The following is a 24,839-nucleotide window of genomic DNA, read 5'->3' as shown; positions in this document are numbered from 1 at the left end:
TGCGCGGGCTTTTCAAATTGGCGGAGTGGACGGGACTCGAACCCGCGACCCCCGGCGTGACAGGCCGGTATTCTAACCGACTGAACTACCACTCCTTAGTCGGCTGCCGACTCGAGCTGCTGCTCGAGACGACATGCTGGACGTTTGATTACGCCCCGTTGTTATGGCGTCCCCTAGGGGATTCGAACCCCTGTACTCACCGTGAAAGGGTGATGTCCTAGGCCTCTAGACGAAGGGGACAGAAACTTGTTCTTCAACGCGTTTTCTGTCTTGCGCTGGAAAGTCCGCCATCATAGCAGGCTTTTTCGCGCTTGGGAAGCTTCTTTTCAGACGCTTCCCAGATTCTGGTGGAGCTAAGCGGGATCGAACCGCTGACCTCTTGCATGCCATGCAAGCGCTCTCCCAGCTGAGCTATAGCCCCGTATCCGGTATTCTGGACGGTTACTGCTGGATTCTTCCACCGCCGCCGCTTGCGCAGCGTTTGCAGCGAAGACAGGATTATATAGCGGTTTTGGCAACGAATGCAACACATTTTATTGCATTTACCGCGATTCCCAACATAATCCCTCACCCAAAAGAAAAACCCGCATGGTGGATACACCATGCGGGTTTAGTTTTGGCGGAGTGGACGGGACTCGAACCCGCGACCCCCGGCGTGACAGGCCGGTATTCTAACCGACTGAACTACCACTCCTTAGTCGGCTGCCGACTCGAACCTCTGCTCGAGACGACATGCTGGACGTCTGATTACGCCCTGTTGTTATGGCGTCCCCTAGGGGATTCGAACCCCTGTACTCACCGTGAAAGGGTGATGTCCTAGGCCTCTAGACGAAGGGGACAGAAACTTGTCTTTCAACACGTTCCGTCTGGCACCAACCGATACTACCTGGCTGACGCCTGAATCTTGGTGGAGCTAAGCGGGATCGAACCGCTGACCTCTTGCATGCCATGCAAGCGCTCTCCCAGCTGAGCTATAGCCCCATGGTACTTCTATTTACTGCCACTTGCTGCGCTTTCACTTGAATTAACTACCGTTTCAAGCGAAGCCAAGATTATATATCAATCATTAATCTTTGCAAGTTCCCGCTTCAGCTTTTTCGCCTGCTCTGCGCTTCAATAATCCGCTCAGAGAAAACGAGAATCCTTGCGGATCCACCGGCCCGCTTGGTTGCTTTGTAGCTGCCGCGCTGCAGGGAGAACGAGATTATGCGCAAGTCCTGGCCGAAGCGCAAGCCCCGGCGCGGACTTTTTTTTGCGCCTTTTCAGGCAGCGCTCAAGCCGCGGCGGCCAGGCGGCGCAGCACCGTGTCGCGGCCGAACAGCTCCAGCACCGCGTCGATGCTTGGCGTCTGCAACTGCCCCGCCACCAGCAGCCGTACCGGCATGGCCAGCTTGGGCATCTTCAACCCGAACTCGGCCAGCACGGCCTTGAACGCGGCGCTGATCTCTGCGCGGGTCCACGCCGGCAGCGCGGCCAGCCGGGCCGACAGTGCGACCAGCGCCGGCTGGATCTCCGGCGTGAGATGTTCTGCCTTGAGCGCGGCATCGGCTTGCGGCTCGCCGCGATAGAACAGCAACGCGGCCTGCGCGACTTCCTTGAGCGTGTTGGCGCGGTCCTTCACCAACGCGATCACGCCGACCAGGTCGGCCCCTTCCACCTTGCCGCCCAGCGCCTCGATAAAGGGCTGCGTCAGCGTGGCCAGGCGCTGGTTATCACCGGCCTTGATGTAGTGGTTGTTGAGCCAGGCCAGCTTCTCGGGGTTGTACTGGGCCGGCGACTTGCCCAGGTGTTCCAGGTCGAACCACTCGACGAACTGCTCGCGCGAGAAGATCTCGGCATCGCCGTGGGCCCAGCCCAGCCGCGCCAGGTAGTTCAGCACCGCCTCCGGCAGGTAGCCCTCGTCGCGATACCCGGTCACGCTCATCGCGCCATGGCGCTTGCTCATCTTCTCGCCCTGCTCGTTGAGCACGGTCGGCAGGTGGGCATAGATCGGCGGGGTGCCGCCCAGCGCGCGGATGATGTTGATCTGGCGCGGCGTGTTGTTGACGTGGTCGTCGCCACGGATCACATGGGTGATCCGCATGTCGAGATCGTCGACCACCACGCAGAAGTTGTAGGTGGGCGTGCCGTCGGGGCGCGCGATCACCAGGTCGTCGAGTTCGTCGTTGGCGATCTCGATGCGGCCCTTGACCGCGTCGTCCCACACCACGCTGCCGCCGATGGGGTTCTTGAAACGGATCACCGGGTCCACGCCGGCCGGCGGTTCGGGCAGCACCTTGCCCGGCTCCGGCCGCCAGAAGCCGTTGTAGCGCGGCTTCTCGCCGCGCTCGCGCTGGGCTTCGCGCAGTGCGTCCAGTTCCGCCGTGCTCATGTAGCAGCGGTAGGCCAGCCCGGCCTCGACCATCTGCGCCACCACCTCGCGATAGCGGTCCATGCGCTGCATCTGGTAGAACGGCCCTTCGTCGATATCCAGCTCCAGCCAGGCCATGCTTTCCAGGATCACGTCGACCGCTTCCTGCGACGAGCGCTCGACGTCGGTGTCCTCGATGCGCAGGATGAAGTCGCCCTGCATGCGACGGGCAAAGGCCCAGGGATAGAGCGCGGAGCGGATGTTGCCGAGATGGATGAAGCCGGTCGGGCTCGGCGCAAAGCGGGTGCGGACGCGTTGGGTCATGGTCAGGGGAAAAACAAGAAAGCCCGCGCGCGGCGGCGCGCAGGCTGGTGTATGTGCGGGCCCTGCATTATACCAACGCGTATTCCATGGCCCGTGCGCCCTCGCCCGCGCCCCTGCGCGCACCGGCGCCGCGCGGAATCATTTATGCTTGCGCCGGTCTGAACTGTGGCCGGCGGCCAGGCCGCGACGCGAACGTGGATGGAGAAGCACCCGCATCGCATCGCCGCCGTCCGGTCCCACCTTGTTACCGATCCCCCGCTGCATGCAACGACGTCATTTTCTCGGCATTTCCGCCGCCGCCCTGCTGGCGGGCTGCGCCTTCGGACCGCGCTCCGCACCACCGGTCGCGGCCACGCCGCCCACGCCACCCACCCCGCGGCCCATCAAGATCGGCCTGGCGCTGGGCGGCGGCGCGGCGCGCGGCTTTGCCCACATCGGCGTGATCAAGGCGCTCGAGGCCCAGGGCATTCGCGCCGACCTGGTCACCGGCACCAGCGCCGGCGCGGTGGTGGCGGCGCTCTACGCCAGCGGGCTCAATGGCTTCGAGCTGAACAAGCTGGCACTGACCATGGACGAAGCCGCGATTGCTGACTGGGCGCTGCCGTTCGGCACGCGCTTCGGCGGCTGGCTCAAGGGCGAGGCGCTGCAGAACTACGTCAACCGGCTGGTGCAGAACCGCCCCATCGAAGCCATGAAGCTGCCGCTTGGCATCGTCGCCACCGACCTCAAGAGCGGCGACAAGATCCTGTTCCGCCGCGGCAACACCGGCCAGGCCGTGCGCGCTTCCAGCAGCGTGCCGGGCGTGTTCCAGCCGGTATCGATCCAGGGGCACGACTATGTCGACGGCGGCCTGGTCGAGCCGGTGCCGGTGGATTCCGCGCGCAGCATGGGCGCGGACTTTGTCATTGCGGTCAATATCTCGGCCGACCCCTCGGCGCAGCAGCACGCCGGCCAGAGCGGCGTACTGCTGCAGACCACCGCGATCATGGGCCAGTCGATCAACAAGATGGCGCTGGCGCGCGCCGACGTGGTGATCCGGCCGGAGCTGCCCGACATGGGCGGCAGCGACTTCAACGCGCGCAACCGCGCCGTGCTGGCGGGCGAACAGGCGACCGCGGCGGTCATGGCAACGCTGCGGCAGCGGCTGGAACAGGCCCGGCTGGCACCGGCCGGCAAGATCGCGGCGCAGTAGCCACGCCGCCGCTGCTTCGGAAAACAAAAAGGACTGCCGCAGCAGTCCTTTTTTGTTTAACGAGTCGCCAACTGTCAGCCGCCGTACATCGACGCGCGGGCCGCCTTGGGATCGTAGCGCTTGAGCGTCTCGACCATGTCGCCCAGGCCCTCGGCACTGCGCTCCTTGCCTTCGTCGATGCGGCGCGCGCCGTTGTAGCGGGTCACCCAATAGGCCGCGCGCATGTCGTCGACGCGGATCTTGCTGCCGGTGGATGGCGCATGCACGAACTTGTTGTCGCCGATATAGATGCCGACATGCGAGAAGGTCTGGCGCATGGTGTTGAAGAACACCAGGTCGCCCGGACGCAGGTCGCTGGTCGCCACGGTGGTGCCGACACGGCTAATTTCGACGGAGCGGCGCGGCAGCATGAAGCCGAAGGTGTCATGGAACACGTAGCGGACGAAGCCGCTGCAGTCCAGGCCGGATTCGGGCGTGTTGCCGCCGAAGCGGTAACGCACGCCGATCAGGCCCAGCGCGTTCATGACCAGGTCGCCGGCCTTGCTGGCGACATTGCTGGTGGAATTCACCACCGACGACAGCAAGCCGCGCTTGCCTTCCGGATGCGCATCCACGGCCTGGGCCGCGGACTCGATACGGGTGTCGGCATCCTTGAATACCGTATCCGCCAGCACTCCATTCGACACAGTCGCACCGCAGGCAAGGGCAAATCCGACGGCGGCGCGCGCCAGGGAATGAAGCACCGATCGCTGCATTGGTTCTCCTGTTGATCGTTCCAAAGCAAGCCCCGGCACTAGGTCCGGGGCAGCTGGGTATTGGCTGGATGTCGCGCGAACGTTTCAGTGACGTCGGGCGATCATCGTGTGAACTACAGGGGCAAACCTTACGCAACCTCCGCGCCATGCCGTCTTATCGGCTGCCGCACCGCACGCGTGCGCGACACAGGCAAATGCGCCGGACGCACCACCCCCAAAACTAGTTCTGGCGGGATGGTAAAGGGTTGTCATTCACATGTCAAAGTTCGTTACAAATTCGACGGATTTGGCTTCCGAATCAACGATATAGACCGTTTTTCGCATCTTCTTTATCGGATAAATTCCATGGTTCGGTGCTAGCCGGCGCGGGCAGGCAATGTCGCCGCACTGCAACAGAAAAGTCCTGCCGCATCACGCGGCACCGACCTGAGCCGCCGCCATCAGCTTGCGTGTATAGGGATGCTGCGGTGCGCCGAGCACCACTTCGGTATCGCCGGCCTCGACCACCTCGCCCGCCTTCATCACGATGACCCGGTGCGCCATGGCGCGGATCACCGCCAGGTCATGGCTGATGAACAGGTAGCTGAGGTTGTACTTGTGCTGCAGCTGGGACAGCAGCGCCAGCACCTGCTGCTGGATCGACACGTCCAGCGCCGAGGTGGGCTCGTCCAGCACCAGTATCTGAGGCTTGAGGATCAGCACGCGGGCGATGGCAATGCGCTGGCGCTGCCCGCCCGAGAACTCGTGCGGATAGCGGCCCAGCGCGGTACGGTCGAGGCCGACCTCGCGCAGCGCCTCGATCACGCGCTGGCGCGTGGCCTCGCGCGACAGGCCGGGCTGGTGCAGCGCCAGGCCTTCGCCGACGATCTGCTCGATGGTCATGCGTGGCGCCAGCGAGCCGAACGGGTCCTGGAACACCACCTGCATGCGCGCGCGCAGCTTGCGGCGATCGTCGCGCGTGGCGGTGTCGAAGCTGCGGCCCAGGAAATGGATGGTGCCCGCGCTCTTGCGCTGCAGCGCCAGTACGGTATGCGCCAGCGTGGTCTTGCCCGAGCCGGACTCGCCCACGATGCCCAGGGTCTCGCCCTCGCGCAGCTGGAAGTCGACATCCTTGACCGCCGCGAACTGGTCCTTGCCGAACCACCCTGCCAGGCCGCGGCGCTTGCGCGCATAGCTGACGCCGAGCTTGTTCGCCTCGAGCAGCACCGGCGCCAGCGGCACCAGCGGCAGCACCTCGCGCCGCGGGCGGCTGTCGATCAGCTTGCGGGTATAGGGGTGCTGGGGCGCAGCGAACACGCTGGCGGTCTCGCCGGTTTCCACCAGCACGCCCTTCTCCATCACGCCGACCCGTTGCGCGAAGGCGCGCACCAGGTTGAGGTCATGGGTGATCAGCATCACCGCCATGCCGAACTCGGCCTGCAGGTCGCGCAGCAGGTCGAGGATCTGGGCGCGGATGGTGACGTCCAGCGCCGTGGTCGGCTCATCGGCCAGCAGCAGCTTGGGCCGGCACGCCAGCGCCATGGCGATCATGGCGCGCTGGCGCTGGCCGCCTGAGAGCTGGTGCGGGAAGCTGTCGAAGCGATGCGCGGCATCGCTGATGCCGGTGCGCTCGAGCAGCGCGATGGCGCGCTCGCGCGCGGCGCGGCGGTCGAGGCCTTCGTGCAGGGCCAGGGTCTCGACGATCTGGTTGCCGATGGTGTACAGCGGATTCAGCGCGGTCATCGGCTCCTGGAAGATCATCGCGATCTCGGCGCCGCGGATCGCGCGCATCTCGCGGTCGGAAACCTCCAGCAGGTTCTTGCCCTCGAAACGGATCGCGCCATCGTAGTAGGCGTCTTCCACCAGCCGCAGCATGGCCAGCGCCGTCACGGTCTTGCCCGAGCCAGACTCACCCACCAGCGCATAGCGCTCGCCGGCGCGCAGGTCGAAGCTGACGTCGCGCACGGCACGGGTGGCATGCTCGCCGTGGCCGAAGGTGACCGACAGCTTGTCGACGCACATCAGCATCGATCCCGGCGCGGGCATCGGCGCCGGCTCCACGTCCGGCAAGGTCATCGGCGACACCGCGGTCATGGCGTGGCCTCCGGTGCCGCGCCGGTGGGGGCGCCTGCTGGAACCTTGGGTTCGACGCGGCCGCGCAGCGCGGCCAGGCCCAGCCGGGTATCGAAGGCATCGCGCAGCGCGTCGCCCATGAAGGTCAGCAGCAGCAGCGTTACCACCAGCACCGCGAAGGTCGACAGCGAGATCCACCACGCGTCGAGGTTGGCCTTGCCCTGCGCCAGCAACTCGCCCAGGCTCGGCGTGGTGGGCGGCACGCCCAGGCCGAGGAAGTCGAGGCTGGTCAGCGCCAGGATGGCCGCGCTCATGCGGAATGGCAGGAAGGTGATCACCGGGGTCAGGCTGTTGGGCAGGATGTGGCGCCACATGATCTGCACGTTGGACAGTCCCAGCGCGCGCGCGGCCTTGACGTAGTCGAGCGAGCGGTTGCGGTAGAACTCGGCGCGCACGTAGTCGGACAGGCCCATCCAGCCGAACAGCGACAGCAGGATGATCAGCAGCGCCAGGCTGGGCTCGAAGATCGAGGCGAAGATGATCAGCAGGTAGAGCTCGGGCATCGAGCTCCAGATCTCGATGGCGCGCTGCGAGAACAGGTCGAAACGCCCGCCGAAGAAGCCCATCAGCGCCCCGGTCAGCGTGCCGACCAGCACCCCGATCACGGTCAGCGCCAGCGCGAACAACACCGACACACGGAAGCCATACAGCAGCCGCGCCAGCACGTCGCGGCCGCGGTCGTCGGTGCCGAGCCAGTTCTCGGCCGAGGGCGGCGCCGGGTTCGGTTCCTTGGCGAAGTAGTTGAGCGAGTCGTACGAATACCGGTTCAGCGGGAACACCGCGAAATTGCCGTTGGTGGTGATGCGGTCGCGGATATACGGGTCCAGGTAATCGGCCGGCGTGGCGAAATCGCCGTCGAAGGTGGTTTCCGGATAGACCTTGACGATGGGGAAATACCATTCGCCCTTGTAATGCACCACCAGCGGGCGGTTGCTCGACAGCAGCTCGGCGCCCAGGCTGAGCACGAAGATGACGACGAAGATAACCAGGCTCCAGTAGCCGCGCCGGTTGCGGCGAAAGCGCTGCCAGGCACGCTGGCGCGGCGAAGGCGAATGCGGCAGGCCGTTGGGCGTCGCGTGCGAGAACGGTTTCATCGGTGCAAGCCCTCGAAATGGATGCGCGGGTCCACCAGCACGTAGCAGACGTCGGAGATCAGGCGCGTGACCAGCCCGATCAGCGTGAACAGGTAGAGCGTGCCCAGCACCACCGGATAGTCGCGCCGCAGCACCGCCTCATACGACAGCAGGCCCAGCCCGTCGAGCGAGAACAGCGTCTCGATCAGCAGCGAGCCGGTGAAGAAGGCGCCGATGAACGCCGCCGGGAAGCCGGTCACCAGCGGGATCAGGGCATTGCGGAACACGTGCTTCCACAGCACGCGGCGCTCGCCCAGGCCCTTGGCGCGCGCGGTCAGCACATATTGCTTGCGGATTTCCTCGAGGAAGGCGTTCTTGGTCAGCATGGTCACGACCGCGAAGCTGCCCACCACCGACGCCGTGATCGGCAGCACCAGGTGCCACAGGTAGTCCATCACCTTGCCCATCAGCGACAGCTGCTCCCAGTTGTCGGAAGTCAGGCCGCGCAGCGGGAACCACTGCACGAAGGTGCCGCCGCCGAACACCACCAGCAGCAGCACGCCCAGCACGAAGCCGGGAATGGCATAGCCCACCAGCACGATCACGCTGGTCACCACGTCGAAACGGCTGCCCGCCCGGATCGCCTTGGAGATGCCGAGCGGCACCGATATCAGGTAGGTCAGGAAGAAGGTCCACAAGCCGAGGCTGACCGATACCGGCAGCTTGGACTTGACCAGCTCCCATACGCTGCGGTGCTGGAAATAGCTCTGGCCCAGGTCGAACTGGGCAAAGCGCTTGAGCATCAGCAAGTAGCGCTCCAGCGGCGGCTTGTCGAAGCCGTAGAGGGCCTGGATCTCCTTGATCTTGTCGGGGTCGACGCCACGCCGCCCGCGGTATTCGGCGCCACCGCCGCTGGCTTCGCCAGCGCCGCCGCGCCCTTTCAGCTCCATCATCATCTGTTCGACCGGGCCACCCGGCACGAACTGGATCACGACAAAGGTCAGCGTGATGACCCCGACCAGCGTCGGGATCATCAGCAGAATGCGTTTGAGCAGATAGGCAAGCATGGGGGCCGTCTCTTTCCTTGTCCGCGCTGAAGCCGCCAGCGCCTGAGCGCCTCAGCGGGCTTGCGCCTGCACGTCGGTGCGCCACCAGTGGCTGAGGATCCAGCCTTCCGCCGTGTAGAAATACGGCAGCCGCTCCGGGTACGCCAGGGTCTTGCGGTAGGCGACCCGGTGCGACGCGCTGTACCAGTTCGGCACGATGTAGTAGCCATGCATCAGCACCCGGTCGAGCGCGCGGCCGGCAGTGACCAGTTCCTGTCGGGTATCGGCGCGCAGCACGTTGTCGACCAGCTTGTCGACCACCGGCGACTTCAGCCCGAACAGGTTGTCGGAGCCCGGCGTGCCGGCGGCCTCGCTGGAAAAGCGGTCGCGCAGTTCATTGCCCGGGCTTTGCGAATCGGGGAAGCGGATCGACACCATGTCGAAGTCGAAGTCTTCCAGCCGCTTCTGGTACAGCGCGAAATCCGTGGTGCGCTGGTGTACCTGGATGCCGAGCTTCTCGAGGTTGCGCACATAGGTGGTGATCACCCGGCTCATGGCGCCGCCGTCGTCGAGGAACTCGAATACCAGCGGCTCGCCCTTGGCGTTGCGCAGCGCGCCGTCGGTATAGGTCCAGCCGGCCTGGGCCAGCAGGCGCCGCGCCAGGCGCAGGTTGTCGCGCAGCGAGCGCGGCGGCGCGGTGCTGGGCTGGACCACGTCGGGGCCGAACACCTCCGGCGGCAGCTGCGCGCGCAGCGGTTCGAGCAGCATCAGTTCGCCGGGACCGGGGCGCCCGTCGAAGGTGGCGCTGGCCGACAGCTCGCTGTTGGAGAACCAGCTGTCCAGGCGCTTGTAGGCGCCGTAGAACAGCTGCCGGTTGAGCCATTCGAAATCCAGCGCCAGGATCAGCGCCTGGCGCACGCGCACGTCCTGGAACACCGGCTTGCGCAGGTTCATGACATAGCCCTGCATGCCGGCGCCATTGCGATGCGGGAACTCGGTCTTGAGCAGTTCGCCGTTGCGAAAGCGCGTGCCCTGGTAGCTCTTGGCCCAGTTCTTGGCCTTGTATTCGACGATGGCGTCGAACTCGCCGGCCTTGAAGGCCTCGAGGCGCGCGGTCTCGTCCTTGTACAGGCGGTAGACCACGCGCCCGAAATTGAAGGTGCCGCGCCGCACCGCGAGGTCCTTGCCCCAGTACTTCGGGTCGCGCTGGAAGATGATGCCGCGGCCGGCGTCGAAGCGCTCGATCAGATAGGGACCGCTGGTCACCGGCGGCTCGAAGGTCAGCTTCTCGAACGGAACCTTGGCGGTCCACTTGCGCGAGAACACCGGCAGCGAGCCGACGATCAGCGGCAGCTCGCGGTTGCGCTGCTTGAAATCGAAGCGCACGGTGCGCTCGCCGGTCACGACCACCGCCTTCACATCGGTGCACATGCTGCGATAGCCGGGACTCGAGGCCTTGCTCATCAGCATGTCGTAGGAATACTTGACGTCCGAGGCCAGCACCGGATCGCCATTGGAAAAGCGCGCCTGCGGACGGATCGTGAAGGTGACCGACAACTCGTCGGGCGCCACCGTGACGTCCTCGGCCAGCAGGCCGTAGGCGCTGGCGCTTTCGTCGGCGCTGCTGATCAGCAGCGACTCGAACATCAGCGCGTTCAGGCCCGGGGCCGAGGTGCCCTTCAGCGTGAACGGATTGAACTTGTCGAAACTGGTGCGCCGGTCAGGATTGGCGAGCGTCAGCGTGCCGCCGACCGGCGCGTTGGGATTGGCGTATTGGAAGTGCGAGAAATTCGGCTGGTACTTGAGGTCCCCATGCAGCGCAAAGCCATGCGCCGCCCACGCCGGATCAGAAAAGAGCGAGACCCCCGCCGCCAGCGTCAGCGCCAGCTTCATTGCCGCCCAACCACGCAGTACTGCATCCCGCCGGAAGCACTGCCATGCCGCCTGAAGCGGCCAACGTGCTTGAATAGGCATCCTGTTGGATTCCTCCACTGTCACCTGTGGGGCCCGGCGTTCTGCGGCCGGGCCAAGTATGAGACAATTTTACATGCGTCCGGGGTGGCCCCAGCCATCCGGACATTCCCTCTGCGCGGCGCAATAAAAGGGCCGCAAGACAGCCCGGCACCCGCACGGCCGCACGGCGGACGCACGAAGCGTGCCTGATACACCACCTTGGAGAATTTATGGGATTTCTGGCAGGTAAGCGGATCCTGATCACCGGCTTGCTTTCGAACCGCTCGATCGCCTATGGCATTGCCTCGGCGTGCAAGCGCGAAGGCGCCGAACTGGCCTTCACCTACGTCGGCGAACGGTTCAAGGACCGGATCAGCGACTTTGCCAAGGAATTCGGCAGCGACCTGATTTTCGAATGCGACGTCGGCAGCGACGAGCAGATTGCCGCCACCTTCGCCGCCCTGGGTCAGCGCTGGGAAAAGTTCGACGGCCTGGTGCATTCGATCGGCTTCGCGCCGCGTGAAGCGATTGCCGGCGATTTCCTCGACGGCCTGTCGCGCGAAGGCTTCCGCATCGCCCACGATATTTCCGCATACAGCTTCCCGGCGCTGGCCAAGGCCGCCCTGCCGCTGCTGTCGGACAAGGCCTCGCTGCTGACGCTGACGTACCTGGGCGCCGAGCGCGTCGTCCCCAACTACAACACCATGGGCCTGGCCAAGGCATCGCTCGAAGCCAGCGTGCGCTACCTGGCCTCGTCGGTCGGCCCGCGCGGGATCCGTGCCAACGGCATCTCGGCCGGCCCGATCAAGACGCTGGCCGCTTCGGGCATCAAGGGCTTCGGCAAGCTGCTCGGCCATTTCGAGCAAGCCGCGCCGCTGCGCCGCAATGTCACCATCGAAGAAGTCGGCAACGTCGCCGCCTTCCTGCTGTCGGACCTGGCCAGCGGCGTGACCGGTGAGATCACCTATGTCGACGGTGGCTTCAACGTGGTCGGCGCGAGCGTGGCGGACGCGGAGTAAATCCGGCGCCGGCAACGCGCGCAATGAAAAAGGGGGTGCCGGTATGGCACCCCCTTTTTGCTTCGGGATTCCGACCAGGCGTACACACCAGCCTGCTACGCCGCGGCGGGGACGCGCCGCGCCATGCTCAGCATCGACCAGGCATAGATCACCAGCCCGCCAAGCGCCAGCAGCAGGCCGACCCAGCCGGTCGATTCCCAGCCGAAGCCGGCGGCGATGGTGAGCCCGCCCAGCCAGGCGCCCAGCGCATTGGCCAGGTTGAAGGCCGAATGGTTGAGCGCCGCCGCCAGCGTCTGCGCATCGCCGGCAACGTCCATCAGCCGGATCTGCAGCGCCGGGCCCAGCGCCACGGCGGTGCCGACCAGCAGCACATTGAAGGCGGCCAGCCAGGCATGCGACGCGGTAAAGGTAAAGGCGCCCAGCACCAGCGCGGTCCAGACCAGCACGCCGCCCACCGTGGGCATCAGCGCCTTGTCGGCGAGCCTGGCGCCGGCCAGGTTGCCCGCCACCATGCCGATGCCGAACAGCGCCAGCACCACCGGGATGCCGGCCGCCGGCATATGCGCCAGCTCCAGCATGGTCGGCTTGATATAGCTGAACACCGCGAACATGCCGCCAAACCCGATTGCGCCGATACCCAGCGTCAGCCACACCTGCTTGCGCCCGAGCGCTGACAACTCGCGCAGCGGGCTGGCACGACGGTCGGCCGGCACGAACGGCACCCAGCGCCATACCAGCAGCGTCGTCAGCGCGCCGAGCGCGCCCACGATCACGAAGGCCGAACGCCAGCCCAGCCAGGTGCCGACTGCCGCCGCGATCGGCACGCCGACCAGCGTCGCGGTGGTCAGGCCCAGCATCACCAGCCCCACCGCCTGCGCGCGCCGCTCGCGCGGCACCAGGCTGGCGGCGACCAGCGCCGCGACGCCGAAGTACGTGCCATGCGGAAAGCCCGTGAGCAGGCGCGCCACCATCATCGACAGGTACGACGGCGCCAGCGCGCTGGCGATATTGCCGGCGGCAAACACCGCCATCAAGGCGATCAGCAGGTTGCGCCGCGGCCAGCGTGCGCCCAGCACCGCCAGCAAGGGCGCGCCGACGACCACGCCGAGCGCATAGGCGCTGATCAGGTGGCCGGCTTGCGGGATCGAGATGCCGAGGTCGGTGGCGGCGTCGGGCAGCAGGCCCATGATGACGAACTCGCCGGTGCCGATGGCGAAGCTGCCGACGCCGAGCGCCAGCAGCGGCAGCCGGCCGGAGCGGCTGTGATCGCGGGAAGACAGGGAAGCGTCGGCGCCGCGGCCAGGATCCGCGGCGGATTGTGCAAGTGGGGCGGCCATGTACAGGATTTGCAGGGTTCAACGAAATGCCGCCCGCTGACGGGCGAGGTATTGTCCTCGCCTCTGATCGATCCAGCGTGCTCCTGTGCGGCGCGCAGGCCGTATTGTGCGGTAAAAACGCGAATCCTGCCGGCGCCGCCCCGGCATCCGGCGGGACCGCGACGCGCCCGGCCCGGGCGCGGCATTCCGGCGCTATGGCTCGACGTCCTCGCCCAGGCTGGCCAGGTTGTGCTTGATCACCTCGAGCACCGCCGCCGTCATCACGGAACTGGAGACGCCGAACATCAGGATGCCGTTGGCCGCCTCCAGCGGACCCAGCAGGCGCCACGTGGAAGACATGACGATATCGCCGTAGCCCAGCGTGGCAAAGTTGACGCCCGAGTGATACAGCGCGGTAGCGAAATCGGTGAACTCGCCCAGCAGCATGAAGAGGATGGCCCAGATCGCCATCTGGACGAAGTTGCCAAGCAGCGTCATCACCATCACCCCCGAGAGCAGCAGGATCTCCTGCTCCAGCGACATGCGCCCGTGCCGCGCATGCTTGAAGCGCGTGTAGTAGCGCAAGCACACGGCCACAAACACCGCCTGCAACAGCAGGCAGACCAGCATCACGGGAAGGCCGAGCGCCAGGTTGTGCAGCAAGACCGCCCCTTCATCCAGACAATTGCCGCGCGTCGCGGGGCTGATCGAGCCATGCGACCATCAGCCAGGCATACAGCGTGACGCCGACAAACAGGCCCATGCGCACGGCAAAGGCGGTATAGACGTCCTTCCCGGCGGCGCTGTCCTGCACGGACTGGCCCAGCAGGATAATCAGCGTCACGAGGGTGTTGACCCAGAAGCCTGGCGGGTACCGCGACGGGCTCAGGCGATACAGCCTGCGCCCCACCAGCAGGCCAAACAGCAGCATCCACAGGAAGTACATCCACAAGTGCACGAACAGGCTGAGCGCGGCCCAGAACAGGATCGCCAGCACGCCGCCAAGCAGGGTCGACCCCAGCAGTTCCCGCCCCGCGCCGCGTGCCGAAGTAGTGCAGGTTTGCCGGCCCAGCGTGGCTGCCTTCATGATGACCGGCAGGTAGGCCGACGGATCGTTCAGCGCCAGCAGGAATGCCGGCATGACCACCAGCGCGGCGCGCAGCGCGATCCGGGCGGCCTGCTCTTCCGGCAGGTCCGTGGGCGCAGGCGGCGCGCCCGCGCCAGCGGGTTCGGGAAACAGCCAGTGGCCAAGCCCCAGCGCCATCAGGGCGACCAGCAAGCCCTTGACCAGCGCTTCGATCACCGTGACCGCCAGTCCGAAATCAAAGGTGCCCGCCGCCGAGATCATGGTCAGGCCCACCACCAGGAACGTCGACACCAGGCCGTTGCCGCCGCGCAATCCGTAGCGAAAGGCCAGGAACAGACACAGGCCGACCAGCAGCACGCCACTGGCGGGGTAATAGCGCAGCAGGGGGATCAGCAGCAGGCCGATGCCGGTGGTCAGCATCACCACCAGTGCCAGCCCCAGCCCCGCCCCGAGCGACATCGGCCGGTTGAGCGTCACCAGCAGGAACACGCCGAGCACCGGCGCGACCATGGGGACCGGCAGGGCCAGTCCGAAGCTGGTCGCCAGGCACAGCGCGGTGCCGCTGGCCAGGCGCAGGCAACGTCGGCTGCGTGGATCGCGCGCGGGCCATGGCGGCGCCTGGCTGTCAGTAGACATAGGAAAGCCAGCTCATCAGGTACAGGAACAAGCGGCCCAGCGGATTGAGCGGGTTGCCCTCGGTGGGAAACGCCATGACCTCGGCCTGCCCGCCCACGCGAATGCCGCGCAGGGGGGGAAACTCGCCGCGGTCGAGTTCGACAATGACCGGGAAGCGTTGCGCCGGGCGCAGCCAGTCACGACTGTTCTGCACCGTCGGCAGGCTGCCCGGCGGCGTGCTTGTCCCGGCGTTGACACCGTAGCCGACGCTGCGTACCCGGCCTTTGAAGACCCTGCCCGGCAAGGCATCCAGCACGATGGCAACCGGCGTGCCGGGCTCGACGCGGCCGAGGTTGTTTTCGGTCATTTCGGCGTTGATCCAGACATCATGGATGGCGATCAGCGTCATGACCGGATTGCCGGCCGCGGCAAACTGGCCGACATCGGTGCGCAGGTCGGTGACCAGCCCGGCGGCGCGCGCCCGCACCTGCGTATTGGCCAGGTCCAGTTCGGCCTTTTCCAGCGCCGAGGCGGCGCTGCGCAGCTTGGCGTTGTCTGCGTCGCTGCCGCCCTCCTGCTCGCGCGCACGCTGAACCTCGGCCCTGGCGGCGGCGACCTGGCTGACGGCCTGCTCCAGGCTGGCCCGCGCCACCTCGAGGCGCCGCAGCGAAATGGTGCCGGGATCCTCGCGGTACAGCCGCTCGAGGCGCTCGCTATCCTGCCGCGCCTTGACTTCGTTGGCACGGGCCGCGCGTAACGATGCCTGCGCCGACTCGATGCCTGCCGTGCTGGCGCCGATCTGCCGGCGCGTCGACTCCAGTTCGGCCCGGGCACGCTCCACGGCGATGCGGTAGTGCTGGGGATCCACCTCGAACAGCACCGTGCCCGCCGCAACATCCTGGTTGTTGCGCACATGCACCTTGGTCACGCGTCCGGACACTTCCGCGGCCACCGGCACCACAAAGGCCTGCACCCGCGCCTGTTGCGTGTATGGGGTCAGGCGGTCGGCCAGCAGGTACCAGGCCAGACTGATCACGATCAGCAACAGCACCCAGCGCACGCCCTTCTTTGACGTGTCGGGCGCCGGCGCGGGCACGGGGGTGGGCGCGGAGGGTGGCGTGGCCGTCGGCGCTGCGGAGGGCTGCGGGGTGTCGTTCATCGGCACTCGCTCAGGGGTTACCGTTGCCTGACCGGGAAACCGGCGCGGGCCCTGGCTCGTCGAGCAGAGTTCCCCAGTCAGTACGTTGCCGCATCTGCTCGCGCGTGGCGGCGTCGAGCAGCGGCTGCTCGCTGGACCAGCCGCCCCCTAGCGCCTTGTAAACCGCGATCAGGTCGCTGACGGCATTGCTGCGGTTGACCACGTAGGCATCCTGCTGGGCCGCCAGCGCGCGCTGCGCATCCAGCACGCGCTGGAAGTCCGAGTAGCCCTCGCGGTAAAGCGCGTTGGCCAGCGTCAGCGAACGCCTCGCGGCCAGCGCGCTGTCGCGCAGGATCTGCTCGCGCTCCAGCGCCTTGATCAGCGCGCTCGCGGCATCGTCGGCTTCGCGCGCCGCCTGTCGCACGGCATCCTGGTAGGCGACGATCAGCTGCTGCAGCCGGGCGCCCTGCACGCGCACGGTGTTCTTGATGCGGCCATAGTCGAACACATTCCAGCGCAGGCTCGGCCCGCCGACCAGCGCCAGGCTGTTGGGCGTGCCCGCCAGCGTGCTGGCGGACCAGACAATGCTGCCCAGCAGCGTCAGCGACGGATAAAGATCGGCCTCGGCCACACCGATCAGCGCCGATTGCGCGGCGATCTGCAACTCGGCGGCGCGAATATCCGGCCGGCGCTGCAGCAGGCTGGCGGGCACGTCCTGCAGCACTGCGCGATCGATCAGCGGAATCTGGCCTTCCTTGCCAGACAGCTCCGGCAACTCCGGCAATGGCCCGGGCGGGCGGCCCACCAGCACCGCCAGGGCATTGCGGGTGCGCATGATCTGGCTTTCGAATTCGGGGATGGTGCTCAGGGTGCCGAGGTACTGGGTCTTGGCTTGCTGCAGGTCGAGCTCGTCGGTCTCGCCGCTCTTGAACAGCCGCTCGGTGATTTCAAGGCTGCGCCGCTGCAGCGCCGCGTTGTCGCGGGCGATGCGCAGGCGTGCCTCGGCCGTGCGCAAGGCAAAGTAGGTCTCCGCCACCTGGGCGCGCAGCAGCACCAGCACATCCTCGCGGTTGGCGCGGGCCGCAAAGTAGGCGGCATCGGCGGACTCGATGGCGCGGCTGAAGCGCCCCCAGAAATCCAGCTCCCAACCGATGTCGAAGCCGGCGCTGTATTGCCAGAAGCGGTTGTTCTGGGGATTGCGGCCGCCGGCCTGCCGGCGATGCGTGTACAGGACATCGGCACTGGCCTGCTGCAGTTGGGGGAAGCGCCCGCTCTGGGCAATGCCCAGCTGGGCGCGCGCTTCCATCACGCGCAGGCCGGCAAGCTTCAGGCTGGCATTGTGCGCATCGGCTTCGGCGATCAGGCGTTCGAGTGCCGGGTCACCGAAGACCTGCCACCACTCGCGGATGTCGGGCAGGGCTCGCTGCACCGTAGCCTGCTCGAGCGCCGGGCTGCGCCACTGCTGCGTCCACGGTTCCTGCTGTGGCTGGAAATCCGGCCCGAGGCGCGCGCAGCCCCCCACGCAGCAGGCGGCGGCCAGCAATGCGCGCAGAGGACGGTGCCGGCGCGTCATGGGCGGCCCGGATGGCTTCAGGTCTGTTGCTGGCTGCCAGGCTCGGTCTGCGGCGGCGGATCTTCCACCCATTGCCAGAACAGCTGATAGCCGACCGCCAGCACCACCGGGCCGATGAACAGGCCGATCACGCCGCCTGTCACCATTCCGCCCAGCGCACCGATCAACACCACCGGCATCGGCACGTCGACGCCACGACCGAGCAACAGCGGCTTGAGCACGTTATCGGCCAGCCCGGCCACGAAGACATAGATGGAGAAGACGATGGTAGCCACGCTGGCCCCTTCGCTGGCAAATACATAGATGATCACCGGCACGGTGATCAGCGTGGCCGGCAGCTGCGCGATGCCCAGCAGCAGCACGGCCATGGCCAGCACGCCCGCGGCCGGGACCCCCTTGATCACGAAGGCGACGCCGATCAGCAGCATCTGGATAAAGGCGATGCCGACCACGCCCTGGGCCACCGCGCGAATGGTCGCCGTGCACAGCGAGGCAATGCGCTGGCCCCGGTCAGGGCCAAACATGCGCGCGGCAATCTGCACGGCGCTGCGGTTGCCGGCCTCGCCGTAGGCCATGAAGATGCCCCCGATAATCAAGGCGAAGACGAATATCAGCAGCCCCTTGCCGATGCCGGCGGCGGCGCCGAGCACGGCCAGGCTGATCTCCCGGACCTGGGGCGCATAGGCCTGGATGGCGCCGGTCAGGTTGGAGGCGGCCTGCAGCCAGATGTCGTACAGGCGCTGGCCAATCAGCGGCCAGCTGGCGACTGACTCGGCCGGTGGCGGAATATGCAAGCCCTCTTTCTTGACCATGGCCATGGCACTGCCCACCGAGTCGACCATGGCGGCGCCCAACAGGTATGCCGGCAGCGCGACGATGGCAATGGCGGCCAGGACGATCAGCGTGGCGGCGCGTCCGTCCTTGTTGCCGAGCTTGCGCCTGAGCCTGACCTGCAGGGGGTAGATGGTGACGGCCAGGATCACCGACCAGACAATGAGGTCGAGAAAGGGCCGGAAAATCCGGAAGCAGAAGATCGCCAGCACCGCGATCAGCCCCGCGCGGATCAGCACATCGAGTAGTCCGCGCGACAGCATGCGCTCCGAAGTTGGCGTAGGCATCATCGCTTGTCTCCCTGCAGATCATCACCAAGACCCAGGACCGGCAACCTCGCCGCCGCGCATTCGGCAGGTCAGGTTAAGTACTGACCGCTTGGACGAATGAAATCCAGTCTAGATGAGGGGTGAGGCCGGGACAACCTCAACAGGTATGCCTATCGCTACATGGCATGCATGGGAAACCGCAGGATGGCGCCGGGATGATGTCGGCGAAGCGGCAGGGACCGGACCGGGACGATTTGGCGACCCGAATCCCTGGGCTTTGGCGCGTCCTAGAGGATTCGAACCTCTGACCGCTCGCTTAGAAGGCGAGTGCTCTATCCAACTGAGCTAAGGACGCGAAGGCGTGCATTCTACCGCAGCGCCCGGCCGCGGTGACAAGCGATGCGCCTCAGGACGCCGCACGGGGCTGGCCGCGCGTGACGTAGCGGCCGGCGCCGGCGGAGTCGGCGGCCGATTCCGCGCTATCGCCGCCCGCCGGGTGCAGCGACACGCAGTTGCGCCCCTTCAGCTTGGCGTCATACAGCGCGCGATCCGCGCGGCGCATCAGCGCATCGGCACCCTCGCCGGGCTGGCGCGCGGCCACGCCGATGCTGACGGTATAGGCAATCGGATCGGGCTCGGACGGGCACGGCGTGGCGCGCACCGCCGTGGCCAGCCGCAGGCAGGCAAGCCGCCCGGTCTCCAGCGCGGTATCCGGCATCACGATGGCGAATTCCTCGCCACCCAGACGCCCGGCCAGGTCGCCGTGGCCGAGCGTCTTGCGCAGCAGGCCGGCAAAGTGCCGCAGCACGCTGTCGCCGGCCAGGTGGCCATAGACATCGTTGATGGCCTTGAAGTGATCGAGGTCGACAAACGCGACCGTCATCGGCTTGCGCTGCCGCTCGGCCTGCAGGCAGGCGGCCTCCAGTTCCTCCCAGAAGGCGCCGCGCAGCAGCACATCGGTCAGGTCGTCGTGCCGCGCGCGCCGCTCCAGCATGCGGCGCAGCCGGTCGTGCGCCATCAGCGCAAAGCTCACCGACACCCCGACCAGCGCAAAGACGTTGAACACGGCCAGTTCGCCGTCCCACGGCATCGGCCGCGGCCAGGCGCCGCCCTGCGCCATCGCCGCCAGCGGCCGCAACACGGTCCAGGCATTGATGGCCGCCGCGGCGATCACGATCGCCGCCAGCGACCACGCCGCCAGCCGGCCGGTGCCGCGCGTTGCCGGCACCGCCGGCACCACGCTGCGCGCGAGATCCAGCAGCAGCACGATATGGCAGGCGCTCAGCACCGGCGCCAGATCGGGCAGCGCCACCGTCGTGGCCAGGTAGCGCGGCGCCAGGTCGCCCCAGGCCACCGCTGCCGCGGCCGCCAGGTTCAGCCCCAGCAAGCCGGCGGCACGGCCCGGCCGTTGCGCAAAGTGCCGGGCACCCACCGCCATCACCGAAAGCGCGGCGAGCAGCGCCAGGTCGGTCGACTCCGGCACCAGCCACATCGGCCGCAATGCCTGCACCGCGGCCAGCGCCGCGGCAAAAGCCGCCAGCACGCTGCCCAGCGCCCAGGATGTCAGGCCGCTGCGCTCCATGCCCGACGAGCGGCGCAACACCACGCAAACCACTGCCATCTGCAAGGCAAACAGCCCCGCGATGAGCACAACCACGTGCGACTGAAACATCTTTATTCCCGTCCAAGGCAAGCAGCGGCGTTCCGTGTGCCGCCGCGCTTGCCTGCTTTCTTTGCCGATCCTGTGCCGGATCGTTGTTATCGAATGCCGCATCGCCTGTTTCAGGCCGCCCTTGCCGCCTTTTGGCGAACGCAGGCAGACCGAGCCGCTCGCCCGGGGCGGGGAGCGCCGTTCTTGTTGTGGTGATCAGGTCAGTCCGGAAGGAACTACGCAAAACCGGGCGATCCCAACAGCACGCCGGTCGGACTGGAGCGGTGTGCGGATTATCGCAGCGCGCAAACCCAAGTCAAGACAAAGCGCCCCCGCCAGAAGGGGGAGCATCGCGACCCGCGCGGGCGGCCCGAACCCGCCAGCATCGACGCGCATTGACCGGGGCTCGCCGACGCGGCTACAATGGCCGGCTTCGGAGCGTAGCGCAGCCTGGTAGCGCATCTGATTTGGGATCAGAGGGTCGTAGGTTCGAATCCTATCGCTCCGACCAGAAATACCCAACGGAAACAACGGCCTGGATCGGGAGATCCAGGCCGTTTTTCTTTTTTCCTGCGCGGCGCAGCTACGCCATGCCGTGCGGCATCCGGCGCTTGCCCCCCCTGTCACCACGGGAACAAATCCGGCCAGATCACCGCGCCGGCGAACAGCATCAGTATCACGGCCGCCATCACCAGCCCCCGCCCGGGCCCATGCTGGCTGGCTTCGACTTGCGGCATCCAGGAAGACGCGGCCTCCGGCGGCGGCGCCAGGGGCGGCGGACCCGGCGCGCTGCCGGCGTGCGGGGCGGCGCTCATGGCGAAATCGGCTTCGGCCAGCAGGAAGCCCATCGGCGTCGCCTGCTGGGTGGCGCCGAGGGGCCGAAACAGCAGCTTGGATAGCGCCAGGCAGTCATCCAAAGCCACCTGCGGCCGGGGACGGAAGATATGCAGGTGCTCGCACAGCGTATCGAGCTTGTGGTTGGCGGCATGGAAATACTGGGACCAGCGCACCTGCCGCACCGAGCAGCGCCAGCGCTTGTGCTGGATGCCGGGCAGCACTTTCTCCAGCATCCTGGCGTTGAAGGCGGCGCCGTGGGCCACCAGCACCTCGGCATCGTCGATGATGGCCTGGATGGCGCCGAGGTCGAAGCGGCGCCCGCGCAGCATGTCGGCGGTCAGGCCATGGGTATCGGTGGCGGCCGCGCTGATCGGCACGGTCGGCTCCTGCGAACCGTAGTACTCCGCCACTTCGCGCAGCAGGCCGCCGGCGCGCGGCGACACCTCGACCAGTAGCAAGCCGATGCTGACGGGCTCGTCGGCTGGCGTGAGCCCGGTGGTTTCGGTACTGACGATTGCGACCCGCATGGGCACTCCGGTGTGGCTGTGCGCGGACCTGCCAGGCGCCAGCCGCTATGGTCTTTGCCTCTAGCGTAGTGCGAGCGCGTTAATCGTCATATCAACCAGATGGGCTAAACGGTTCAGGCGGGGGGCTGCGCCTGCGCCCCGCCGCGCCGCCGTTCCAGGTTGCAGTACACATCGGCCGCGACCAGCCCGAACAGCGCATGGGCGAACAGGCTCTCCCAGCCGCGCGCCTCGTCGAACCAGTTCATATAGCGCCCCAGCACATAGAAGTTGACCAGGTACACCAGCACGCCGAATACTATCCCGACCACCGAGGCCAGCCCCAGGCTGGTATCGAGCCGGAACGACGACAGGATCAGCGCCAGCGCCGCCGCCAGGATGATCGACAAGGCAAAATGCACCGTGCCCGCGGCCAGCACGATGGTCCAGTTGAAGGCATCGGCCGACAGCGCCTCTCGGCCCAGGATGATGGCGGCTACCATCTTCACGGTACCCCAGGCGCCCTGGTACAGCAGAAAGCGCGCGGTCAGCAGCTCCAGCACCATGTAGACCGCGCCCGCAATCAGCCCCGCCAGTACCGCGGCGCGCCAGTCGGGACGGCAGCGGACATAGCGGTGCGATTCCAGATGAAGTTCCATGGCAGTCTCCTTTGCGAGATCCGGCCCGGCACGGCCGTACGCGTTAGTTCTAGCTCATATGACACAAATACCAAGCGGACCGCGACACGGTTTGAGACTTTATCGCCATTTTATTGCGGCAGGAGCCAGGCGGGTGCAACCGACGCGCCGGCAATGCTGCATCCGCGTACGTGATACAATGTCGGAGTAGCCCCCGGGGTGTCCGAGCATCCCTGTAACCGGGCGTTCTCACCAGCGCGCTCTCGCTAATGAACAGCAGCGAGCGAACAGCAGCCGCCGGCGCGGGCCATCCGCGACGACACCGAACTGGCGAACCACCGGGTACACCTGCCCGCCTGCTCCGCGAAGCACACGGCCTCTCCGGCTGTCAGCGACCAGGTTTTCGCCCAATCCGCGCCCGCAGGGCAACACCGCTGACGCCGCCGCTTGATCCGGTCATGCAGGCGCCGCCGCCGAGCATTTGCGCCCCTGCCCCCGACCGCCTCAGACGCGAGTGGCCGTATCGGCGCAAGGTGCATCGGTTGGGCGCCGTTGCGGGCGAAGCGAACAGATTTTTTGAAAACGTAACCATGCAGCCTTCGCGGGCTGCCGAAAAGGAAGACAGATTGGCTAAGGAAGAACTCATTGAATTTGGCGGCGTGGTGTCGGAAGCCCTGCCTGACAACCGCTATCGAGTCACGCTGGAAAACGGCGTTGAAATCTGGGCATACGCTTCGGGCAAGATGCAGAAGCACCGCATCCGCATCCTGGCCGGCGACCGCGTAACCCTGGAAATGTCGCCCTACGACCTGACCAAGGGGCGCATCAACTTCCGCCACAAGTCCTGAGTTTCCCGACGGCGCCGATGGCAACGCATTGCCATCGGCGCCGCCGCTGTATTGCGCCGACGCGCTGTCACGCCGCTGACACCGCGCCCGGAGACACTTGCGGGCTGCCCTGACCGGCAGCCCGCTTTTGTTTGCGCCGCGCTTGCGCCGGTCGGGCCGCTTCACCATACTCGAAGCACGCTCATTGCCCCGTCCGACATGAACCTGATCCTGTGGCGCCATGCCGAAGCCGAAGACCTCCCCGACGCCCTCAGCCTTAGCCGCCATGCCGATCTGCAGCGCCCGCTGACGCGCCGCGGCCGCAAGCAGGCGGAGGCCTCGGCCAAATGGCTGCGAGCCCACCTGCCAGCCGATACCCGCATCCTGTGCAGCCCCGCCGTGCGCGCCCGCGAAACGGCGGCAGCGCTGACCGGCGACGCGCAAATCCTGGATGCGCTGGCCCCCGGCGCCGACGTCAGCGCCGTGCTCGCGGCGGTCGAATGGCCCGAGCGCCCGGAACACGTGGTGGTGGTCGGCCATCAGCCCTGGATCGGCCGCGTCGCCAGCCTGTTGCTGGCGGGCACCGAAATGGAGTGGAGCGTGCGCAAGGGCGGCGTCTGGTGGCTGACCGGCCGTACACGCGAAAGCGAAGCCCAGACGGTGCTGCGCGCGGTCATCAACCCCGAATTCCTCTAAGTCCGGTAGGGGTGCGGCACCGCCCAGGGTGCCCCTGAAGGCCTCCCGGACAGGCCCGGCTGTCGAAGTCACGCAACCGTCATCGCCGGGTCACGGCATTGTCACCGGCCCTCACTACATTGCATCGCAACAGTTTCGTCACCAAAAGGACATACTGATGCGAGATCTGCCGACGCCTACCCAGCCGCTCTTCGACTCTCTGCCCAATGGCCTCGGCGGCCAGACGGCGCGGAGGCGTCTTCATCGCCCATCGGATACACCGGCACATGAGTCGCCTGTTCTCAGCGTGGCGTGGGCGCGCCACCAGGACGAAGTAGTCGAGGCCCAGCGCCTGCGCTACAAGGTCTTTGCCGAGGAAATGGGCGCGCGCCTGACGTCTTCGGTGCCCGAACTGGACATCGACATGTTCGATGCCTATTGCGACCACCTGATCGTGCGCGACATGGCCACGCTGCGCGTGGTCGGCACCTACCGCGTGCTGCCGCCGCACCAGGCCAAGCGCCTGGGCTGCCTGTACGCCGAATCGGAATTCGACCTGGTGCGCCTGTCGCACCTGCGCCCGAAGATGCTGGAACTGGGCCGCTCGTGCGTGCACCGCGACTACCGCTCCGGCAGCGTCATCATGGCGCTGTGGGGCGGGCTGGGCGAGTACCTGCAGCGCTGGGGCATCGAGTCGATGCTGGGCTGCGCCAGCGTGCCGATGAGCGACGGCGGCCACTACGCGGCCAGCCTGCACCGGCTGTTCACCGAGCGCTCGCTGGCGCCGATCGAGTACCACGCCTTCCCGCGCCTGCCGCTGCCGGTGGAAGACCTGAACCAGCAGCTGGCGGTCGAGCCGCCCGCGCTGATCAAGGGCTACCTGCGCCTGGGCGCAAAGATCTGCGGCCAGCCCGCCTGGGACCCGGACTTCAACGTGGCTGACTTCCTCACGCTGCTGCGCGTGAACGACATGAACCCGCGCTACGCCCGCCACTTCCTCGGCCTGAACAACGCCGCCTGAACAACGCCGCCTGAGCGGCGTCCCCGCCAGGAAG

The 24,839-nt window shown here is 66.8% G+C and carries 20 protein-coding genes and 8 tRNA genes; 6 read left to right on the top strand and 22 right to left on the bottom strand.

What is annotated here, in order from left to right; genetic code table 11:
• Window positions 1–18: 18 nt before the first annotated feature.
• The 7 genes from MKD38_RS18150 to gltX form a co-directional block, all read right to left on the bottom strand.
• A tRNA-Asp gene (locus MKD38_RS18150) sits at window positions 19–95 on the bottom strand.
• A 69-nt stretch (window positions 96–164) separates the two neighbouring features.
• Window positions 165–240 (bottom strand) — tRNA-Glu (locus tag MKD38_RS18145).
• 105 nt (window positions 241–345) lie between these two features.
• Window positions 346–421: transfer RNA gene (locus MKD38_RS18140), tRNA-Ala, on the bottom strand.
• A gap of 196 nt (window positions 422–617) precedes the next feature.
• Window positions 618–694 (bottom strand) — tRNA-Asp (locus tag MKD38_RS18135).
• 69 nt (window positions 695–763) lie between these two features.
• Window positions 764–839, bottom strand: a tRNA-Glu gene (locus MKD38_RS18130).
• A gap of 66 nt (window positions 840–905) precedes the next feature.
• A tRNA-Ala gene (locus tag MKD38_RS18125) sits at window positions 906–981 on the bottom strand.
• A 292-nt stretch (window positions 982–1,273) separates the two neighbouring features.
• On the bottom strand, window positions 1,274–2,674 hold the full coding sequence (gene gltX, locus MKD38_RS18120; RefSeq protein WP_252678714.1) for a glutamate--tRNA ligase: 1,401 nt from the start codon (window positions 2,672–2,674) through the stop codon (window positions 1,274–1,276).
• A gap of 262 nt (window positions 2,675–2,936) precedes the next feature.
• Between gltX and MKD38_RS18115 the strand changes: the two genes are divergently transcribed.
• Window positions 2,937–3,866, top strand: coding sequence for a patatin-like phospholipase family protein (locus MKD38_RS18115; protein WP_252678712.1), 930 nt, complete (start codon window positions 2,937–2,939; stop codon window positions 3,864–3,866).
• Between the two features lie 74 nt (window positions 3,867–3,940).
• On the opposite strand, the gene MKD38_RS18110 is transcribed toward MKD38_RS18115, so the two are convergent.
• From MKD38_RS18110 to MKD38_RS18090, 5 genes are all read right to left on the bottom strand, one after another.
• Window positions 3,941–4,621, bottom strand: a complete 681-nt coding sequence (locus MKD38_RS18110; RefSeq protein ID WP_111517688.1) for a C40 family peptidase — start codon at window positions 4,619–4,621, stop codon at window positions 3,941–3,943.
• 411 nt (window positions 4,622–5,032) lie between these two features.
• The gene (locus MKD38_RS18105; RefSeq protein ID WP_371925712.1) at window positions 5,033–6,694 is read right to left on the bottom strand and encodes an ABC transporter ATP-binding protein; all 1,662 of its coding nucleotides are present in this window, start codon (window positions 6,692–6,694) and stop codon (window positions 5,033–5,035) included.
• Window positions 6,691–7,827: an ABC transporter permease gene (locus tag MKD38_RS18100; RefSeq protein ID WP_252678711.1), complete on the bottom strand. Its 1,137-nt coding sequence runs from the start codon at window positions 7,825–7,827 to the stop codon at window positions 6,691–6,693. The genes MKD38_RS18105 and MKD38_RS18100 overlap by 4 nt, the downstream gene beginning before the upstream one ends.
• Entirely contained in the window at window positions 7,824–8,873 is a 1,050-nt protein-coding gene (locus MKD38_RS18095; protein ID WP_092309346.1) for a microcin C ABC transporter permease YejB, read from the bottom strand. The genes MKD38_RS18100 and MKD38_RS18095 overlap by 4 nt, the downstream gene beginning before the upstream one ends.
• A 51-nt stretch (window positions 8,874–8,924) precedes the next feature.
• A complete protein-coding gene (locus MKD38_RS18090; RefSeq protein WP_252678710.1) occupies window positions 8,925–10,826 on the bottom strand; it encodes an extracellular solute-binding protein in 1,902 nt (633 codons plus the stop codon).
• Between the two features lie 209 nt (window positions 10,827–11,035).
• Between MKD38_RS18090 and fabI the strand changes: the two genes are divergently transcribed.
• The gene (gene fabI / locus MKD38_RS18085; protein WP_115703742.1) at window positions 11,036–11,824 is read left to right on the top strand and encodes an enoyl-ACP reductase FabI; all 789 of its coding nucleotides are present in this window, start codon (window positions 11,036–11,038) and stop codon (window positions 11,822–11,824) included.
• A gap of 95 nt (window positions 11,825–11,919) precedes the next feature.
• Here the strand turns inward: fabI and MKD38_RS18080 are convergent, their stop codons facing one another.
• The 8 genes from MKD38_RS18080 to MKD38_RS18045 form a co-directional block, all read right to left on the bottom strand.
• Window positions 11,920–13,161: an MFS transporter gene (locus MKD38_RS18080; RefSeq protein ID WP_252678709.1), complete on the bottom strand. Its 1,242-nt coding sequence runs from the start codon at window positions 13,159–13,161 to the stop codon at window positions 11,920–11,922.
• 192 nt (window positions 13,162–13,353) lie between these two features.
• Window positions 13,354–13,803 (bottom strand): ion channel, encoded by a 450-nt coding sequence (locus MKD38_RS18075; RefSeq protein ID WP_252678706.1) that lies wholly within the window; start codon window positions 13,801–13,803, stop codon window positions 13,354–13,356.
• 10 nt (window positions 13,804–13,813) lie between these two features.
• Window positions 13,814–14,863 (bottom strand): DUF2955 domain-containing protein, encoded by a 1,050-nt coding sequence (locus MKD38_RS18070; RefSeq protein ID WP_252678705.1) that lies wholly within the window; start codon window positions 14,861–14,863, stop codon window positions 13,814–13,816.
• Complete coding sequence (locus MKD38_RS18065; RefSeq protein ID WP_252678704.1) at window positions 14,853–16,001, bottom strand: HlyD family secretion protein; 1,149 nt, start codon at window positions 15,999–16,001, stop codon at window positions 14,853–14,855. The genes MKD38_RS18070 and MKD38_RS18065 overlap by 11 nt, the downstream gene beginning before the upstream one ends.
• 10 nt (window positions 16,002–16,011) lie before the next feature.
• Window positions 16,012–17,553: an efflux transporter outer membrane subunit gene (locus MKD38_RS18060; protein WP_252678703.1), complete on the bottom strand. Its 1,542-nt coding sequence runs from the start codon at window positions 17,551–17,553 to the stop codon at window positions 16,012–16,014.
• A gap of 17 nt (window positions 17,554–17,570) precedes the next feature.
• Complete coding sequence (locus MKD38_RS18055) at window positions 17,571–18,674, bottom strand: AI-2E family transporter (protein ID WP_252678702.1); 1,104 nt, start codon at window positions 18,672–18,674, stop codon at window positions 17,571–17,573.
• Window positions 18,675–18,931: 257 nt separating this feature from the next.
• Window positions 18,932–19,008: transfer RNA gene (locus MKD38_RS18050), tRNA-Arg, on the bottom strand.
• A 51-nt stretch (window positions 19,009–19,059) separates the two neighbouring features.
• A complete protein-coding gene (locus tag MKD38_RS18045) occupies window positions 19,060–20,325 on the bottom strand; it encodes a GGDEF domain-containing protein (RefSeq protein WP_252678701.1) in 1,266 nt (421 codons plus the stop codon).
• 413 nt (window positions 20,326–20,738) lie between these two features.
• Between MKD38_RS18045 and MKD38_RS18040 the strand changes: the two genes are divergently transcribed.
• Window positions 20,739–20,815: transfer RNA gene (locus MKD38_RS18040), tRNA-Pro, on the top strand.
• Between the two features lie 112 nt (window positions 20,816–20,927).
• Here the strand turns inward: MKD38_RS18040 and MKD38_RS18035 are convergent.
• The gene (locus MKD38_RS18035; RefSeq protein ID WP_252678699.1) at window positions 20,928–21,668 is read right to left on the bottom strand and encodes a DNA polymerase III subunit epsilon; all 741 of its coding nucleotides are present in this window, start codon (window positions 21,666–21,668) and stop codon (window positions 20,928–20,930) included.
• 113 nt (window positions 21,669–21,781) lie between these two features.
• Window positions 21,782–22,303 (bottom strand): hypothetical protein, encoded by a 522-nt coding sequence (locus MKD38_RS18030; RefSeq protein ID WP_252678697.1) that lies wholly within the window; start codon window positions 22,301–22,303, stop codon window positions 21,782–21,784.
• 605 nt (window positions 22,304–22,908) lie between these two features.
• Here MKD38_RS18030 and infA point away from each other — a divergent pair.
• The 3 genes from infA to MKD38_RS18015 all read left to right on the top strand — a co-directional run bounded on the left by infA (window position 22,909) and on the right by MKD38_RS18015 (window position 24,805).
• Window positions 22,909–23,130, top strand: a complete 222-nt coding sequence (infA, locus tag MKD38_RS18025; RefSeq protein ID WP_008641674.1) for a translation initiation factor IF-1 — start codon at window positions 22,909–22,911, stop codon at window positions 23,128–23,130.
• A 198-nt stretch (window positions 23,131–23,328) separates the two neighbouring features.
• Complete coding sequence (locus MKD38_RS18020) at window positions 23,329–23,805, top strand: SixA phosphatase family protein (protein ID WP_252678695.1); 477 nt, start codon at window positions 23,329–23,331, stop codon at window positions 23,803–23,805.
• Between the two features lie 157 nt (window positions 23,806–23,962).
• Entirely contained in the window at window positions 23,963–24,805 is an 843-nt protein-coding gene (locus MKD38_RS18015) for a GNAT family N-acetyltransferase (protein ID WP_112774029.1), read from the top strand.
• Window positions 24,806–24,839: the final 34 nt, after the last annotated feature.

Source organism: Cupriavidus sp. WGlv3 (genome assembly GCF_023952475.1).
GTDB lineage: Bacteria > Pseudomonadota > Gammaproteobacteria > Burkholderiales > Burkholderiaceae > Cupriavidus > Cupriavidus phytorum.
The sequence above is the reverse complement of the archived record's forward strand: the minus strand, read 5'-3'. Positions and strand labels throughout refer to the sequence as shown.

What these genes read in the sequence shown, in the direction of transcription:
- gltX (WP_252678714.1), bottom strand. Translation starts at nt 2,674, where the DNA reads ATGACCCAACGCGTCCGCACCCGCTTTGCGCCGAGCCCGACCGGCTTC.
- MKD38_RS18115 (WP_252678712.1), top strand. Translation starts at nt 2,937, where the DNA reads ATGCAACGACGTCATTTTCTCGGCATTTCCGCCGCCGCCCTGCTGGCG.
- MKD38_RS18110 (WP_111517688.1), bottom strand. Translation starts at nt 4,621, where the DNA reads ATGCAGCGATCGGTGCTTCATTCCCTGGCGCGCGCCGCCGTCGGATTT.
- MKD38_RS18105 (WP_371925712.1), bottom strand. Translation starts at nt 6,694, where the DNA reads ATGACCGCGGTGTCGCCGATGACCTTGCCGGACGTGGAGCCGGCGCCG.
- MKD38_RS18100 (WP_252678711.1), bottom strand. Translation starts at nt 7,827, where the DNA reads ATGAAACCGTTCTCGCACGCGACGCCCAACGGCCTGCCGCATTCGCCT.
- MKD38_RS18095 (WP_092309346.1), bottom strand. Translation starts at nt 8,873, where the DNA reads ATGCTTGCCTATCTGCTCAAACGCATTCTGCTGATGATCCCGACGCTG.
- MKD38_RS18090 (WP_252678710.1), bottom strand. Translation starts at nt 10,826, where the DNA reads ATGCCTATTCAAGCACGTTGGCCGCTTCAGGCGGCATGGCAGTGCTTC.
- fabI (WP_115703742.1), top strand. Translation starts at nt 11,036, where the DNA reads ATGGGATTTCTGGCAGGTAAGCGGATCCTGATCACCGGCTTGCTTTCG.
- MKD38_RS18080 (WP_252678709.1), bottom strand. Translation starts at nt 13,161, where the DNA reads ATGGCCGCCCCACTTGCACAATCCGCCGCGGATCCTGGCCGCGGCGCC.
- MKD38_RS18070 (WP_252678705.1), bottom strand. Translation starts at nt 14,863, where the DNA reads ATGTCTACTGACAGCCAGGCGCCGCCATGGCCCGCGCGCGATCCACGC.
- MKD38_RS18065 (WP_252678704.1), bottom strand. Translation starts at nt 16,001, where the DNA reads ATGAACGACACCCCGCAGCCCTCCGCAGCGCCGACGGCCACGCCACCC.
- MKD38_RS18060 (WP_252678703.1), bottom strand. Translation starts at nt 17,553, where the DNA reads ATGACGCGCCGGCACCGTCCTCTGCGCGCATTGCTGGCCGCCGCCTGC.
- MKD38_RS18055 (WP_252678702.1), bottom strand. Translation starts at nt 18,674, where the DNA reads ATGATGCCTACGCCAACTTCGGAGCGCATGCTGTCGCGCGGACTACTC.
- MKD38_RS18045 (WP_252678701.1), bottom strand. Translation starts at nt 20,325, where the DNA reads ATGTTTCAGTCGCACGTGGTTGTGCTCATCGCGGGGCTGTTTGCCTTG.
- MKD38_RS18035 (WP_252678699.1), bottom strand. Translation starts at nt 21,668, where the DNA reads ATGCGGGTCGCAATCGTCAGTACCGAAACCACCGGGCTCACGCCAGCC.
- MKD38_RS18030 (WP_252678697.1), bottom strand. Translation starts at nt 22,303, where the DNA reads ATGGAACTTCATCTGGAATCGCACCGCTATGTCCGCTGCCGTCCCGAC.
- MKD38_RS18020 (WP_252678695.1), top strand. Translation starts at nt 23,329, where the DNA reads ATGAACCTGATCCTGTGGCGCCATGCCGAAGCCGAAGACCTCCCCGAC.
- MKD38_RS18015 (WP_112774029.1), top strand. Translation starts at nt 23,963, where the DNA reads ATGCGAGATCTGCCGACGCCTACCCAGCCGCTCTTCGACTCTCTGCCC.